Origin of the sequence: Streptomyces sp. C1-1 (assembly GCF_050214755.1) — a bacterium.
Lineage (GTDB): Bacteria > Actinomycetota > Actinomycetes > Streptomycetales > Streptomycetaceae > Streptomyces.
This window is the reverse complement of sequence record NZ_CP189826.1, coordinates 4,922,755-4,936,853: the sequence shown is the minus strand read 5'-3', so window position 1 is coordinate 4,936,853 and position 14,099 is coordinate 4,922,755. Positions and strand designations below refer to the sequence as shown.

General features: G+C 73.1%; 14 protein-coding genes. 13 read left to right on the top strand and 1 reads right to left on the bottom strand.

What is annotated here, in order from left to right:
- The first annotated feature begins 133 nt into the window (after nt 1–133).
- Nucleotides 134–676, top strand: a complete 543-nt coding sequence (locus ACQF4J_RS22480; RefSeq protein WP_351801450.1) for a DUF2617 family protein — start codon at nt 134–136, stop codon at nt 674–676.
- Between the two features lie 63 nt (nt 677–739).
- On the top strand, nt 740–2,383 hold the full coding sequence (locus ACQF4J_RS22475; protein ID WP_427166668.1) for a polyamine aminopropyltransferase: 1,644 nt from the start codon (nt 740–742) through the stop codon (nt 2,381–2,383).
- Between the two features lie 101 nt (nt 2,384–2,484).
- Here the strand turns inward: ACQF4J_RS22475 and ACQF4J_RS22470 are convergent, their stop codons facing one another.
- Nucleotides 2,485–3,024 carry a peptidoglycan-binding domain-containing protein gene (locus ACQF4J_RS22470; protein WP_427166667.1) on the bottom strand — a complete coding sequence of 180 codons (540 nt, stop codon included), beginning with the start codon at nt 3,022–3,024 and terminating at the stop codon, nt 2,485–2,487.
- A gap of 212 nt (nt 3,025–3,236) precedes the next feature.
- On the opposite strand from ACQF4J_RS22470, the gene ACQF4J_RS22465 reads away from it, so the two are divergent.
- The 11 genes from ACQF4J_RS22465 to ACQF4J_RS22415 all read left to right on the top strand — a co-directional run bounded on the left by ACQF4J_RS22465 (nt 3,237) and on the right by ACQF4J_RS22415 (nt 13,929).
- The gene (locus ACQF4J_RS22465) at nt 3,237–4,394 is read left to right on the top strand and encodes a sensor histidine kinase (protein ID WP_427166665.1); all 1,158 of its coding nucleotides are present in this window, start codon (nt 3,237–3,239) and stop codon (nt 4,392–4,394) included.
- Entirely contained in the window at nt 4,391–5,077 is a 687-nt protein-coding gene (locus ACQF4J_RS22460; protein WP_427166664.1) for a response regulator, read from the top strand. The genes ACQF4J_RS22465 and ACQF4J_RS22460 overlap by 4 nt, the downstream gene beginning before the upstream one ends.
- A 106-nt stretch (nt 5,078–5,183) precedes the next feature.
- Complete coding sequence (locus ACQF4J_RS22455; RefSeq protein ID WP_351801442.1) at nt 5,184–6,011, top strand: SRPBCC domain-containing protein; 828 nt, start codon at nt 5,184–5,186, stop codon at nt 6,009–6,011.
- A gap of 44 nt (nt 6,012–6,055) precedes the next feature.
- Nucleotides 6,056–6,844 (top strand): aldose 1-epimerase, encoded by a 789-nt coding sequence (locus ACQF4J_RS22450; RefSeq protein WP_427166663.1) that lies wholly within the window; start codon nt 6,056–6,058, stop codon nt 6,842–6,844.
- Nucleotides 6,845–6,854: 10 nt separating this feature from the next.
- Nucleotides 6,855–7,427, top strand: coding sequence for an orotate phosphoribosyltransferase (gene pyrE / locus ACQF4J_RS22445; RefSeq protein ID WP_362984290.1), 573 nt, complete (start codon nt 6,855–6,857; stop codon nt 7,425–7,427).
- A 153-nt stretch (nt 7,428–7,580) separates the two neighbouring features.
- Complete coding sequence (gene fbaA / locus ACQF4J_RS22440; RefSeq protein WP_351570860.1) at nt 7,581–8,603, top strand: class II fructose-bisphosphate aldolase; 1,023 nt, start codon at nt 7,581–7,583, stop codon at nt 8,601–8,603.
- Between the two features lie 69 nt (nt 8,604–8,672).
- Nucleotides 8,673–10,139, top strand: a complete 1,467-nt coding sequence (locus ACQF4J_RS22435) for an MFS transporter (RefSeq protein WP_427166661.1) — start codon at nt 8,673–8,675, stop codon at nt 10,137–10,139.
- Nucleotides 10,140–10,232: 93 nt separating this feature from the next.
- A complete protein-coding gene (locus ACQF4J_RS22430; RefSeq protein WP_351570866.1) occupies nt 10,233–10,646 on the top strand; it encodes a DUF3151 domain-containing protein in 414 nt (137 codons plus the stop codon).
- A gap of 150 nt (nt 10,647–10,796) precedes the next feature.
- The gene (locus ACQF4J_RS22425) at nt 10,797–11,636 is read left to right on the top strand and encodes a tryptophan 2,3-dioxygenase family protein (protein WP_351570869.1); all 840 of its coding nucleotides are present in this window, start codon (nt 10,797–10,799) and stop codon (nt 11,634–11,636) included.
- Entirely contained in the window at nt 11,629–12,816 is a 1,188-nt protein-coding gene (kynU, locus tag ACQF4J_RS22420) for a kynureninase (RefSeq protein ID WP_351570872.1), read from the top strand. The genes ACQF4J_RS22425 and kynU overlap by 8 nt, the downstream gene beginning before the upstream one ends.
- Before the next feature lie 213 nt (nt 12,817–13,029).
- Nucleotides 13,030–13,929, top strand: coding sequence for an alpha/beta hydrolase (locus ACQF4J_RS22415; RefSeq protein ID WP_351801436.1), 900 nt, complete (start codon nt 13,030–13,032; stop codon nt 13,927–13,929).
- Nucleotides 13,930–14,099: the final 170 nt, after the last annotated feature.

Here is a 14,099-nt window from a genome sequence, read left to right as displayed (position 1 = left end):
ACGCAGCCCCTCGGACGTCCTGCGGACACGTCCTGACCTCCCGACTGGGCTGACCGGGCCGATCCCCCCACAGTCGCCCGGGTGTGCCGGACCCCACTCCACCCTTTCTTTTGCGTGCTAGCGGAGCCGATCCATGCTCACGACCCTGAACACCTCGTACACCGACACGCGCGCGGCCGACCTCGCCTGGGCCCTGGGGCGCGAGCCGCTTCCCGCACTGGCGACACTCGACCTCGAACTGGCCGGTACGAGATTGCAGTTGAGACTCCTGGGGGCGTCCCACCAGGTCCTGCTGGAGGAGGACCGGGGCACCTGTTCGGAGACGGTGGCGTGCATCCCCGGCAGCAGCACCCCGCTGCCCCTCGGCGTCGCCAAGCGGGTCGACGACTGGGAGTACGAGTTCGCGGCGCGGGTGGAGGTCCTCTCGCCGGGCTCCTTCGCGGGCCGCGCCCAGGAGTTGCTGGACCTGGTCTCCGACCATCCGCACGGCCTCGCGGGCGTCTTCCCCGGCAGCCCGCACGCCTTCACGGCACTGCTGGCGCAGCGGCACGAGGGGCAGGTGCTGTGGCGGACCTGGCACGCCTACCCGCAGGATGGGCAGTTGGTGGCGACCCGTACGCGCGTGGGTGTACGCGTTCCGGTGCCGGCCCGGGATCTCAGCACGTCCGGCGTTTGAGGGCGTGAGATCCACACGTGTGGGTGACGAACCGTGATGTCTCCGTGACGTAACGTCGCAGTTGTGATCGAGCCGCACGCGCCAGCCCCGCCGAGCCCCCCACCCCCGTGGGCGGTCCCCGCGCGGCTGCCCGTGTGTGCGGCCACCGGCCGGTTCCTCGTCCTCGCGTGCGTCTTCGTCTGCGCGGCCTGCGGACTGGTGTACGAGCTCGAACTCGTCGCCCTGGCCTCGTACTTGATCGGCGACTCGGTCACCCAGGCCTCGGTCGTGCTGTCCGTGATGGTGTTCGCGATGGGCATCGGCTCGCTGGCCGCGAAGCGGCTGCGCTGGCGCGCCGCCGTCGGCTTCGGCGCCATCGAGGCGTCCCTCGCCCTGGTCGGCGGCTGCAGCGCGATGGCGATGTACGCGGTCTTCGCCTGGACCGGCGACTGGGGCGGCCTGTGGGCGGACGGCCCGCGCTGGCTGCTGGTCGCCTTCTCCCTCACCATAGGCCTGCTGATCGGCGCCGAGGTGCCGCTGCTGATGGAGCTGATCCAGCGCATCCGGCGCCAGGACGCGGGCGGCGCGGTGGCCGACCTGTTCGCCGCGGACTACGTCGGCGCGCTCGTCGGCGGCCTCGCCTTCCCGTTCCTCCTGCTGCCCCTGCTGGGCCAGTTGACCGGTGCCCTGATCACCGGCACCGTCAACGCGCTCGCGGGCGGCGCCCTCGTCCTCGGCCTCTTCCGCCGCGACCTCACCCGCCGCGCCCGCTGGACGCTGCTGATCGCCAACCTCACCGTCCTCGGCGTCCTCGCCTCCGCCGCCGCCCTGGTCGACGACTTCGAACGGGCCGCACGGCACGCGGTCTACGGCGCCGACGTGCGGGTGGCGCTGCAGACCGGGGTGCAGGAGGTCGTCCTGACCGGCGGCAGCCACGGCCGCCCCCTGCACCTGTTCCTCGACGGCCGCCCGCGCGTCAGCGGCCGCGACGAACCCCGCTACCACGAGGCTCTGGTCCGGCCCGCGATGAACGGCCCCCACGCGCGCGTGCTCATCCTCGGCGGCGGCGACGGACTGGCCGCCCGCGAGGTGCTGCGCCACCGGGGCGTGCGCCGGGTGGACGTCGTCGAACTCGACCCCGGAGTCGTCCGGCTGGCCCGCCACGACACCGCGCTGTCCGCCCTCAACGGCCACGCCTACGACGACCCACGCGTACGCGTGATCACCGCGGACGCCTTCCACTGGCTGCGCACGGCCCGCGGGGCGGCGTACGACGTCGTCGTGTGCGACCTGCCGGACCCGGGCATCACGGCGAGCACCAAGCTCTACTCCGAGGAGTTCTACGGCCTGGCCCGCCGGGTCCTCGCCCCCGGCGGGCGGCTGGCGGTGCACGCAGGTCCGCTCTCCGCCCGGCCGCACGTGTTCTGGACGGTCGTCGCGACCCTGCGCGCCGTCGGCCTGCACACCGCCCCCTACCGGGTGGGCGACCGCGACGCCGGCTTCGCCTCGGGCCCCGACCGGATCGCGGGCGCCCGGAGCGCGCCCCGCGACTGGGGCTTCGTGCTGGCCGCCGCCCGCACCACCCCGCCCCTCGGCCTGGACGCGCACGCCCCGCCCCCGCGCACCCTGACCCGCGCGTCCCTCGCCGCGGACGCCCGCGCGGCGGCCCGCACCCGCCTCACCGGCCTGCCCCCGTCGACACTCGTGCACCCCCGGTACGCGAACTGACCTCCACGCGCGCGGGAACGGCGGTCCGCCCCTTCCCCCGTCGGACGGACCGCCGCACCTCCCCCGCTTCCCCCGTTCCCCCGCCTCCCCCGAGCCCCCGCTCAGACGACGTTCAGCGTGTTGTACGAGGCGAGCTTCCAGCCGCGGGAGTTGTTGACCTTCAGGTAGTACTTGCCGCCCGACCGCTTGAAGGTCACGTTGTGCTTCCAGCCCTGGAAGGTGACGGTGCCGCCGTCGGCGTACAGGGAGACGTCCGCGGCGCCGAGGGTCTTCGGACCCGCCTTGCCGTCCACCACGAGGCCCGCACCGAGCTTGCTGTTGTACAGCTTCTGCCAGGACTTCACGGCGTACGTGGTGTTGGGCCCGTACTTGCCGTCGATGTCGGACCAGTCGAACGCGGTGCCGTTCTGCTCCTTCGCGCCGTCGGCCCACAGCAGCATCTGCACCAGCGCCGTCGCGTTGCTGCGCGCGTGACTGGACGCGGACAGGGTGCCCTCGTCGCCCCAGTCGTTCGACGGGTCGCCGGAACCGGAGAACCAGCCCTGCGAGACGCTGGCCGACGCCGGTGACGCGGTGAGCGCGAGCCCGCCCCCGACGGCGGCGACGACGGTGAGCGCGAGCGCCCTGGTACGAAGTGACATGTGCTGTTCCTTCCCGTGAGCGGGCCGTGGTTCCCCCGTCGGTCCCCCGTCGCGGCCCGTGCCGAGAAGCTACGGCCGCCCCACCCGGCCCCGAATCCCGCAACGGTTGGATCCACGGCCCAACCCGCGCGGTAGCCGCACGGTTCCTCCAACTTCCGTGGTACCGCCGGAGGTTGACGCCCCACCGCGGGAACCGGGGTTACGCTGCGGCGATGCGGATCCACCCCCTCGTCGTCGACGGCCTGATCACGGCGGCGCAGACGACCGTGGCCGTCCTGCTCGGCAGGGAGTCCGCGGCGCAGGGATGGCCCGCGCTCGACACAGCCGCCTGGGCGCTGGTCGCCCTCGCCAACCTGCCGACCCTGCTGCGCAACCGGGCGCCCGTGACCGTCTGCGTCCTCGTCCTCGCCGCCTCGGTCGGCTACACCACCCGCGGCGACTGGCCGGTGGTCAACTCCCTCGGCCCGATGCTGGCGTTCTACACAGTCGCCTCCCTGCGCCCGACCCGCACCACTGCGGCCTGCGCCGCCCTGATGGCCGCCGTGTGGATCTACGCGGGGCTGGTCACCGCCGGCAGTTCGATGGCGTCGGTCGTGGCACAGTCCGTCGCCTACCCGGTGGTGCTGTGGTGGTTCGGCCACACCGCCCGCAAGACGGCCGACCTCACCCGGCAGTTGAAGGCCGAGCAGGCGGAGCGGGCCCGCCGCGAGGTCGCCGAGGAAAGGGTCCGCATCGCCCGCGAACTGCACGACGTCGTCGCGCACCACATGGCCGTCATCAACGTCCAGGCGGGCCTGGCCCGCTTCGTCTTCGCCTCCGACGCCCCCACCGCCCGCGGCGCCCTGGACACCATCGAGTCCGCCAGCGGTGAGGCCCTCGCCGAACTGCGCCGCATGCTGGGCCTGTTGCGCGCGGACGGCGTCCAGGGCGCCCCCGACGGCGCCCCCGCCCCCGGCCTCGACCAGCTCGCCGAGATGGTGGACCGGGTCCGCGCCGGCGGCGTCCCCGTCGACCTGCACATCACGGGCGAGCCGCGCCCCCTGCCGCCCGGCGTCCAGCTCTGCCTCTACCGCGTGCTCCAGGAGGCCCTCACCAACGTCCTCAAACACGCGCCCGGCGCACACGCCCGCGTCGAACTCGCCTACCGCGCGGGCGAGATGGCCCTGACGGTCACCGACGACGGGAAGGGGGTGAATCCGGCCAGAAAGCGGGAGCGCGGCGGCCACGGCTTGATCGGCATGCGGGAGCGGGCCAAGCTCTACGGCGGGACGATCGTCGTCGGCCCGCGCAGGGAGGGGGGATTCGGCGTGCATCTGACCCTGCCGACGTCCGCACGGACCGCACGCCGGGGAGACACCGGCGCGGAATGACCGAGACCGAGAGTCACCCGCCCGCGATCAGGGTGCTCGTCGTCGACGACCAGTTCCTGGTCCGCGGCGGCCTGGTCGCGCTGCTGCGCGCCGCGCCCGGCATGGAGGTCGTGGGCGAGGCCGCGGACGGCGCCGAGGCGGTCACCCTCGCCGCGAAGAGCCGTCCGGACGTCATCCTCATGGACATCCGCATGCCGGGCACCACCGGCATCGAGGCGACCCGGCGCATCCTGGCGGCGGCCTCGGACCCGCCGCCGCGCGTCCTGGTCCTGACCACCTTCGACCTCGACGAGTACGTCTACGGCGCCCTGCGCGCCGGCGCCTCCGGCTTCCTCCTGAAGGACGCGGGCCCCGAACGGCTCCTCGCCGCGGTGACCGCCGTCCACGGCGGCGACGCCCTGTTCGCCCCGGCGGTCACCCGCCGCCTGGTGGAGGCCTTCACCCGGACGACCCGCACGTCCGAACCACCGCCCGGCCTCGACGCCCTGACCGGCCGTGAGCTGGAGGTCCTGAGGCTCGTCGCCCGGGGCCTGACCAACGCGGAGGCCGCGGACCGCCTGTTCATCAGCGAGGCGACGGTCAAGACCCACCTGAACCGCACGATGACCAAACTGGGGCTGGCCAGCCGGGCTCAGGTGGTGGTCGTGGCGTACGAGACGGGGCTGGTGGTGCCGGGGGAGTGACGCGCCCCGGCCCCTCCGGCGCCCGTCGGGGGCCGTCGCCGCGACGCGCGGTCACTTTCGACCAACGAGGGTGCATGCGGCGGCGTCCTGGGTAGGCTCGCGAGTCATGGAGCATGAGGTGTTCGTTCCGGTTGTGGTCCAGCGGCTCGAGGAGACCCTCGCCGACCCCGCCAGGGTCGCCCGGGCGGTCCCCGGGCTCCAGCAGGACGCCGGTGCCGAGCCCGTCTCCGGGCGGCTGAAGGTGCGCGTGGGCAGTCACTCCGTCACCTATCGGGGCGGCGTACGGATCACCCGGCTGGACGACGGTTCGTACGCCGCCGAGGGCGACGCCGTCGAGACCCGGGGCTCCGGCTCGGTCAAGCTGGCACTCACGCTGCGGGTCGAGGAGGCCGAGGGCGGCTCCCGGCTGGTCTTCGGCGGCACGGCCTCCGCGGACGGCCGGCTCACCGAGCTGCCCGCCGACGCGGTCACCTCCGCCGTACACCGCCTGCTGAACCGTTTCGCGGAGCACCTGGCAGCGGTGGCCGAGGAAGGGCCGCAGGAGCCCGAGCCCCTGGTCACGCAGGACTTCGAGGCCAAGGCGACCAGCGACTTCGACACGACCCCGGACGCCGACGACGCGGCCGCGCCCGCCCCGGACGCCGCCCGCGCCCCGGAAGACGTCCCCGACGCGGTGGACGCCCGGGAGCGCGAAGGCGTCGCCGGCCCGGCGGACGCCGCCGAGCCCGCCGCCGAGGCCGCGCACGCCCGCCGGACGATGATCGGCCGCAGCGCGGAGGAGGTCGACCACGCGCCGCCCCGCGGCCGGTACGCCCCCGTCCCCGTCCCGCAGGCGGTCGCCGCGGGTTCCCCGCTGCGCTGGGCCGCCCCGGCCGCGGCCCTGGCCCTGGCGTCGGCGATCGTGGTCGGCAGGGCTCTGCGCAAGCGCCACTGACGAGGCGCGTACGGCGGTCTTGATCGCCCCAGTAGGGTCGTCCCGTGAGTAACGAAGACATCACGCTGACCGCGGGCGACGCGGAGGTGACCGTGCAGCCCGGCAACGGCGGCCGGGTCGGTGGGCTGCGCGTCGGTGGCACGCAACTGCTCAGGCAGGGGGAGAGGTTCGGGTGCTTCCCGATGGTCCCCTGGTGCGGGCGGATCAGGGACGGGCGGTTCCGGGACGGGGCGACCGTCCACCAGATGCCGCTCAACTCCCCGCCGCACGCCATCCACGGCACGGTCCGCGACGGCGCCTGGAGCGTGGCGCGGGTGGGCGCCGACGAGGCCGTCCTCACGTACGACCTCGTCGACCCCTGGCCCTACTCCGGCCGCGTCACCCAGCAGTTTGCCCTCACGCCGGACGCGCTGACGCTGACGATGTCCGTGGAGACGTACGACTCCTCCTTCCCGGCCCAGATCGGCTGGCACCCGTGGTTCAACCGGAACCTGGGCGGGCAGGACGTGCGGCTCGACTTCGCGCCCGCCTGGCAGGAGGAGCGCGGGGACGACCACCTGCCCACCGGCGACCGGACCGACCCGCGGCCCGGCCCGTGGGACGACTGCTTCGGCATGCCCGGCGGCGTCGACGTCACCCTCACCTGGCCCGGACAGCTGGAGCTGAAGGTGGCCAGCCGCGAGGAGTGGGTCGTGGTGTACGACGAGCAGGAGGCCGCCGTCTGCGTCGAGCCGCAGACCGGTCCGCCCAACGGTCTCAACACCCTGCCCCGCCAGGTCACGCCGCTGGAGCCGCTGGAGGCGACGACCACCTGGACCTGGCGCCGCCTTTAAGCTGACTGCCATGACGGACGTCGACGAAGTAATGCCGCCAGGCACACGTGGCGCGCTGCTGCAGCAGATCAAGGACAAGGCCGTGGTGCACGGCAAGGTGACCCTGTCGTCGGGTCTGGAGGCCGACTACTACATCGACCTGCGCCGCATCACCCTCGACGGGGAGGCCGCTCCGCTGGTCGGGCAGGTGCTCCTGGACCTGACCGCGGACCTCGACTTCGACGCGGTGGGCGGCCTGACCATGGGCGCCGACCCCGTCGCGGCCGCCATGCTGCACGCCGCCGCCGCCCGCGGGCAGCGGCTCGACGCCTTCGTCGTGCGCAAGGCCGCCAAGGCGCACGGCCTGCAGCGGCGGGTGGAGGGACCGGAGATCGCGGGGCGGCGCGTCCTCGTCGTCGAGGACACCTCCACCACCGGCGGCTCGCCGCTGACGGCCGTCGAGGCGGTGCGCGAGGCGGGCGCCGAGGTCGTCGCCGTGGCGACCATCGTGGACCGTGCGACGGGTGCCGCCGAGAAGATCCAGGAGGGCGCGGGAGTGCCCTATCTCTTCGCCTTCTCCAAGGACGAGCTGGGTCTGGACTGAGTTGTCCACAGGGGGTTATCCACAACTTGGACACGGCGGGCAAAGCACCCTGCCACGTCTGCGAAGATGTGGCCGACGACGACGTCACCCCCAGGTTCTAGGTCAGGGCCGTAGTACGCAGAACGCAAACCCGCACATACAAGGAGCGGACAGATGCCCATCGCAACTCCCGAGGTCTACAACGAGATGCTGGACCGGGCGAAGGCAGGCAAGTTCGCCTACCCGGCGATCAACGTGACCTCGACCCAGACCCTGCACGCGGCCCTGCGCGGTTTCGCGGAGGCGGAGAGCGACGGCATCGTCCAGATCTCGACCGGTGGTGCCGAGTTCCTGGGCGGTCAGTACAGCAAGGAGATGGTGACGGGCTCGGTCGCGCTGGCCGAGTTCGCGCACATCGTCGCCGAGAAGTACCCGGTCAACGTGGCGCTGCACACGGACCACTGCCCGAAGGACAAGCTCGACGGGTACGTACGTCCGCTGCTGGCCGTCTCCGAGGAGCGCGTGAAGGCGGGCCGCAACCCGCTCTTCCAGTCGCACATGTGGGACGGCTCGGCGGAGACCCTCGCCGACAACCTCTCCATCGCGCAGGAGCTGCTGGCCCGCGCCGCCGCCGCGAAGATCATCCTCGAGGTCGAGATCACCCCGACCGGTGGCGAGGAGGACGGCGTCTCGCACGAGATCAACGACTCCCTGTACACCACGGTCGACGACGCGATCCGCACCGCCGAGGCCCTGGGCCTGGGCGAGAAGGGCCGCTACCTGCTGGCCGCGTCCTTCGGCAACGTCCACGGCGTGTACAAGCCGGGCAACGTCGTGCTGCGTCCCGAGCTGCTGAAGGAGCTGAGCGACGGCGTCGCCGCCAAGTTCGGCAAGCAGTCCCCGTTCGACTTCGTCTTCCACGGCGGTTCCGGCTCCACCGAGCAGGAGATCGCCACCGCGCTGGAGAACGGCGTCGTGAAGATGAACCTCGACACCGACACCCAGTACGCCTTCACCCGCCCGGTCGCCGACCACATGTTCCGGAACTACGACGGCGTCCTGAAGGTCGACGGCGAGGTCGGCTCCAAGAAGACCTACGACCCGCGCACCTGGGGCAAGCTGGCCGAGGCGTCCATGGCGGCCCGTGTCGTCGAGGCCACGCAGAACCTGCGCTCGGCGGGCAACAAGATCAAGTAAGCGGTCCTTCGCCGCGAGTTTGCCGGCGGCCCGGTGCTACGGCACCGGGCCCGCTGTATACCTGAGGCCATGCCCGACGTCCGGCTGGCCTCATCGCAGGGCAAGTGGATCCTGCTCACCACCGTCCTCGGTTCCAGCATGGCCATGCTGGACTCGACCGTCGTCAACGTCGCCCTGCCGCGCATCGGCCGGGACCTCGACGCGAACCTCGCCGCCCTGCAGTGGACCGTCAACGCGTACATGCTGACGCTGGCTGGGCTGATCCTGCTCGGCGGTTCGCTCGGCGACCACTACGGCCGCCGCAAGGTCTTCGTGGTGGGCGTGGTGTGGTTCGCCGCCGCGTCCCTGCTGTGCGGGATCGCCCCGACGGCAGGTGTGCTCATCGCGGCCCGGGCCCTGCAGGGCGTCGGCGGCGCGCTGCTGACACCCGGCTCGCTGGCCCTGATCCAGGCGTCCTTCCACCCCGACGACCGCGGGCGGGCGGTCGGCCTGTGGTCGGGCTTCGGCGGGATCGGCGCGGCGGTCGGCCCGTTCCTGGGCGGCTGGCTGGTGGACGGTCCCGGGTGGCGCTGGGTGTTCCTGCTCAACGTCCCCGTCGCCCTGCTGTGCGCGCCCGTCGCCCTGCGCCACGTCCCGGAGTCGAGGGACGGCCGCTCCCACGGCCGCTTCGACGTGCTCGGCGCGGTCCTCGGCGCGCTGACGCTCGGCCTGCTGACGTACGCGCTGATCGAGGCCCGTCAGGGTTCCCTGGTGGTCGTCCTCACCGCGGTCGCCGGCCTCGCGGCGGGCGTGGCCTTCGTGTACGTCGAGAAACACAGCCCCGACCCGATGATGCCGCTGGACATCTTCGCCTCCCGCCAGTTCACGGCGGTCAACCTGGTCACCCTGTGCGTGTACGCGGCCTTCGGCGGGTTCTTCTTCCTGGCCGCGCTCGAGCTGCAGGTCGCCCTCGGCTGGTCCGCGCTCGCCGCCGGTACGGCGCTGCTGCCGACGACGGCCCTGATGCTGCTGTTCTCGGCCCGCTCCGGCGCCCTCGCGGACCGCATCGGACCGCGCATCCCGCTGACGGTGGGGCCGCTGCTGTGCGCGGCGGGCATGCTGCTGATGCTGCGGGTCGGCCCCGGCGCCTCCTACGCCGCCGACGTCCTTCCCGCCCTCCTCGTCCTGGGCACCGGCATGGTCACCCTCGTCGCCCCGCTGACCGCGACGGTCCTCGCCTCCGTCGACACCGCGCGGGCGGGCCTGGCCAGCGGCGTCAACAACGCGGCGGCCCGCGCGGCCGGCCTGATCGCCGTGGCCGCGCTGCCGCTGCTCGCCGGGATGGGCCCGGAGGCGTACCTCTCCCCGAATGCCTTCGACGACGCCTTCCACCGGGCGATGCTGCTGTGCGCGGGCGTCCTGGTCATCGGAGCGGTGATCGCCTTCGCGACGGTACGGTCCCTGCCCCCGGACTGCCGCCGCCCGGAATGCCGCCACCACGGCTCGATCACGACACCACCGCTGGAGGGCCAGCGCGCGGGCGGGCGGATCGGCTAGGGCGCGGGCAGCGTGCGCGCGGATCGGGGGCGGCCGGCTTCGGCAAGGGCGACAATGGGGGCGGCCGGCTTCGGCAAGGGCGACACTGTGCACATGTCGATTCACGAAAACCTTCTCGGGGGCCCGCCTCCGACCCACCTTCCCGACGACCCCGCGCCCCGCGAGCTCCTGGCGGGCGGCACCCCGCCCGCGGACGTCGCCGCCAAGTACCCCACATCCTCGCTGGCCTGGGCCCAGCTGGCCGACGAGGCGTTCGAGCGGGGCAGTGTCGTGGAGTCGTACGCCTATGCCCGTACGGGCTACCACCGGGGCCTGGACGCCCTGCGCCGCAGCGGCTGGAAGGGCCACGGCCCGGTCCCGTGGGAGCACGAGCCGAACCGCGGCTTCCTGCGCGCCCTGCACGCCCTCGCCCGCGCCGCCGGAGCCATCGGCGAGCAGGAGGAGCACGAGCGCTGCACGCAGTTCCTGAAGGACTCCTCGCCGACGGCCGCCCAGACCCTGGGCTGACCGTCGCCTCCGGGCCCGCCCCGTCCGGTGTGACGAGGCGGGCCTTGCGATGCCGGGGGTCATTGCAAAGAATGCGGGTGGGGACCGGGGCCCCCGTGTCGGTAACGGCAGGGGCGGACCGCTACCCGGAGAACATCACAGGAGACAGCGATGTCCCACGAGGCTCACGAGGCCCAGGAGCCCGAGACCCCGCATCTCGACTTCGCCGGTACGACGCCGTACGAGGACTACGTCAAGGCGGACGTGCTCACCCACCTCCAGCACACCCTCTCCGACGACCCCGGAGAGATGGTCTTCCTGGTCACGACCCAGGTCATGGAGCTGTGGTTCACCTGCATCGTCCACGAGTGGGAGACCGCGGCCGACGCCCTGCGCTCCGACGACGTGCCGACCGCGATCGCCGCGCTGAAGCGTTCCGTGCGGGAGCTGGAGGCGCTGAACGCCTCCTGGAAGCCGCTGGGGCAGCTCACCCCCGCCCAGTTCAACTCGTACCGATCCGCCCTCGGCGAGGGCTCCGGCTTCCAGTCGGCGATGTACCGGCGCATGGAGTTCCTGCTCGGCGACAAGTCCGCGTCCATGCTGGTCCCGCACCGCGGCGCGCCCCGCGTCCACGCCGAACTGGAGAAGGCGCTCGCCGAGCCCAGCCTCTACGACGAGGTGCTGCGGCTGATGGCGCGGCGCGGCTGCGCGATCCCGGCGTCCGTCCTGCGGCGTGACGTCTCCCTGCGCTACGAGGCGAACGACGCCGTCGAGGCCGCCTGGACCGCCGTCTACGCGGGCGACGAGAACGCCGAACTCGCCCGGCTCGGCGAGGCGTTGACCGATGTCGCCGAGCTGGTGTGGCGCTGGCGCAACGACCACCTGGTCGCCACCCGCAGGGCCATGGGCGCCAAGCCCGGCACGGGCGGCTCCGCCGGCGTGGCCTGGCTGGAGAAGCGCGCGCGCAAGAACGTGTTCCCCGAGCTGTGGACGGCGCGCTCTCATGTCTGAACTGGCCTCGCGTGCAACAGAGTTGGATGCCGCCGACGAACTGGCCGGGCTGCGCGAGCGGTTCGTGCTGGACGAGGTGGTCTACCTGGACGGCAACTCGCTCGGCGCCCTGCCGGCGAACGTCCCCGGCCGGGTCGAGGACGTCGTACGACGGCAGTGGGGCGCGCTGCGCATCCGGTCCTGGGACGAGAGCGGCTGGTGGACGGCGCCGGAGCGGATCGGCGACCGGATAGCCCCGCTGGTCGGGGCGGCGGCCGGGCAGATCGTGGTGGGCGACTCCACGAGCGTCAACGTCTTCAAGGCGCTCGTCGCCGCCGTGCGGATGGCGGGCGAGGGACGCGACGAGATCCTCGTCGACGCGACCACCTTCCCCACGGACGGCTACATCGCCGAGTCCGCGGCCCGGATGACGGGCAGCACGCTGCGCCCGGTGACGCCTGGCGAGGTGGGTTCGGCGCTGTCCGGCCGTACCGCCGCCGTGCTCCTCAACCACGTCGACTACCGCACCGGCCGCCTCCATGACCTGCCCTCGCTCACCGCCGCAATCCACGCGGCGGGCGCGATCGCGGTCTGGGACCTGTGCCACAGCGCGGGCGCGCTGCCGGTCGGCCTGGACGAGCACGGGGTCGACCTGGCCGTCGGCTGCACCTACAAGTACCTCAACGGCGGCCCCGGTTCACCGGCGTACCTGTACGTCCGCCGTGACCTGCAGGACCGTTTCGACTCCCCGCTGCCCGGCTGGAACTCCCACGCGGAGCCCTTCGGGATGCGGCCCGGCTACGAGCCGGCGTCCGGGGCCGTGCGCGGCCGGGTCGGTACGCCGGACATCCTGTCCATGCTGGCCCTGGAGGCGGCACTGGACGTCTGGGACGGGGTGTCGGTCGAGGCGGTGCGGGCGAAGTCCCTGGCGCTGACGGACTTCTTCCTGGAGTGCGTGGACGCCTACACACCGGCCGGCCGGGTGGAGTCCGTGACACCGGCCGCCCACGGGGAGCGCGGCAGCCAGGTCGCGCTGCGCTGTGACGACGCCGGTGACGTGATGAGGCGGCTGATCGAGCGGGGAGTGGTCGGCGACTTCCGGCACCCCGACGTCCTGCGCTTCGGCTTCACCCCGTTGTACGTCGGATTCGCGGACGTCGAGCGGGCGGCCCGGGTGCTGGGGGAGACGGTCGCGGGGTAGCTTGCGGCGCTTTCGGGGGATGTGGGCCGGGCGGCGCGTGACGCCGTCCGGTCCCCGTGCGTCTGCCGAACCGTTTTCCCCTCACCCAGCGTGACATCCGCGTGTCCGCGCACGTCACCGGCCTGGTACCGTCCCCGCCAACGGCCGCGTTCCCACTCGGGGCGCTTTCCCACCTGGTCCGTCAAAACAGTTACACCGCTGAGAGGTTGGAGCATGCCGGACGACGCCGCAGCAGCCCGGGCCGCCGCCGAGGAGGAGTCGGCCTTCTCGCACCCGGCGGTCGACCCCGACTCCACCGCCGCCTACGGCGACCACCCCGACCAGGTGATCGACTTCTACGCCCCGCGCGGCGAGACGGTCCCCGGCGCCGGGCTCGTCCCGCTGGTCGTCGTCCTGCACGGCGGTGCCTGGCGGGCACCGTACGACCGCAAGCACATCTCGCCGTTCGCGGACTTCCTGGCGCGGCGTGGATTCGCCGTGGCCAGCGTGGAGTACCGGCGGGGCGCGGTGCTTCCGGCGCAGGGCGGCGAGGGCGGTGCGGGGGGTCCCGTCGCGGGCCGCTGGCCGGACACCTTCGACGACGTGGCCGCGGCGCTGGACGCGCTGCCCGCGCTCGCCCGTGAGGCGCTTCCGCAGGCGGATCCGCGGCGCATGGTGATCACCGGGCACTCGGCGGGCGGTCACCTCGCCCTGTGGGCGGCGGCCCGCCATGTCCTGCCGGCCGACGCGCCCTGGCGCCTCGGCGGGCCAGCACCCCTGCGCGGTGTGGTCGCGCTCGCCCCGATCGCCGACTTCGAGGTCTCCGACAAGCTGGAGGTCTGCGGCGGGGCGGCACGGCAACTCCTGGGCGGCGACGAGAAGTTCGCCGAGCGCCGGCCCTACGCCGACCCGGCGCTGCTGCTGCCCACCGGCATCGCGACCGCCCTCGTCCAGGGCCGCGCGGACCTCACCGTCCCGCAGGCGGTCGCCGAGTCCTACGCCGACGCGGCGGCGAAGTCCGGCGAGATGGTGGGCCTCACCCTCCTGGAGGACGTCGGCCACTTCCCCCTGATCGACCCCGCGGCGGACGCCTGCGCGGTGGTGGCGGAGGAGATCGCCCAACTGGCCTGGTGACATGCCCTGAACAGGCATTTTCGGCTGCCTCGGGGGTTCCCCCTACATACCCGTAGTACCTGAGAGCTACCCCGTACATGGGCTCTCCAGCGTGACGCGGACGACGTTCTCGTCTCCGTAACTTCCCTTCCAGACAGGCCCGATGGCCGGGCGGTGGGGAAGGGAGACGC

Excerpts from the sequence above, each read along its gene's own strand:
- ACQF4J_RS22480 (WP_351801450.1), top strand. The coding sequence starts at position 134 with ATGCTCACGACCCTGAACACCTCGTACACCGACACGCGCGCGGCCGAC.
- ACQF4J_RS22470 (WP_427166667.1), bottom strand. The coding sequence starts at position 3,024 with ATGTCACTTCGTACCAGGGCGCTCGCGCTCACCGTCGTCGCCGCCGTC.
- ACQF4J_RS22465 (WP_427166665.1), top strand. The coding sequence starts at position 3,237 with ATGCGGATCCACCCCCTCGTCGTCGACGGCCTGATCACGGCGGCGCAG.
- ACQF4J_RS22460 (WP_427166664.1), top strand. The coding sequence starts at position 4,391 with ATGACCGAGACCGAGAGTCACCCGCCCGCGATCAGGGTGCTCGTCGTC.
- ACQF4J_RS22455 (WP_351801442.1), top strand. The coding sequence starts at position 5,184 with ATGGAGCATGAGGTGTTCGTTCCGGTTGTGGTCCAGCGGCTCGAGGAG.
- pyrE (WP_362984290.1), top strand. The coding sequence starts at position 6,855 with ATGACGGACGTCGACGAAGTAATGCCGCCAGGCACACGTGGCGCGCTG.
- fbaA (WP_351570860.1), top strand. The coding sequence starts at position 7,581 with ATGCCCATCGCAACTCCCGAGGTCTACAACGAGATGCTGGACCGGGCG.
- ACQF4J_RS22435 (WP_427166661.1), top strand. The coding sequence starts at position 8,673 with ATGCCCGACGTCCGGCTGGCCTCATCGCAGGGCAAGTGGATCCTGCTC.
- ACQF4J_RS22430 (WP_351570866.1), top strand. The coding sequence starts at position 10,233 with ATGTCGATTCACGAAAACCTTCTCGGGGGCCCGCCTCCGACCCACCTT.
- ACQF4J_RS22425 (WP_351570869.1), top strand. The coding sequence starts at position 10,797 with ATGTCCCACGAGGCTCACGAGGCCCAGGAGCCCGAGACCCCGCATCTC.
- kynU (WP_351570872.1), top strand. The coding sequence starts at position 11,629 with ATGTCTGAACTGGCCTCGCGTGCAACAGAGTTGGATGCCGCCGACGAA.
- ACQF4J_RS22415 (WP_351801436.1), top strand. The coding sequence starts at position 13,030 with ATGCCGGACGACGCCGCAGCAGCCCGGGCCGCCGCCGAGGAGGAGTCG.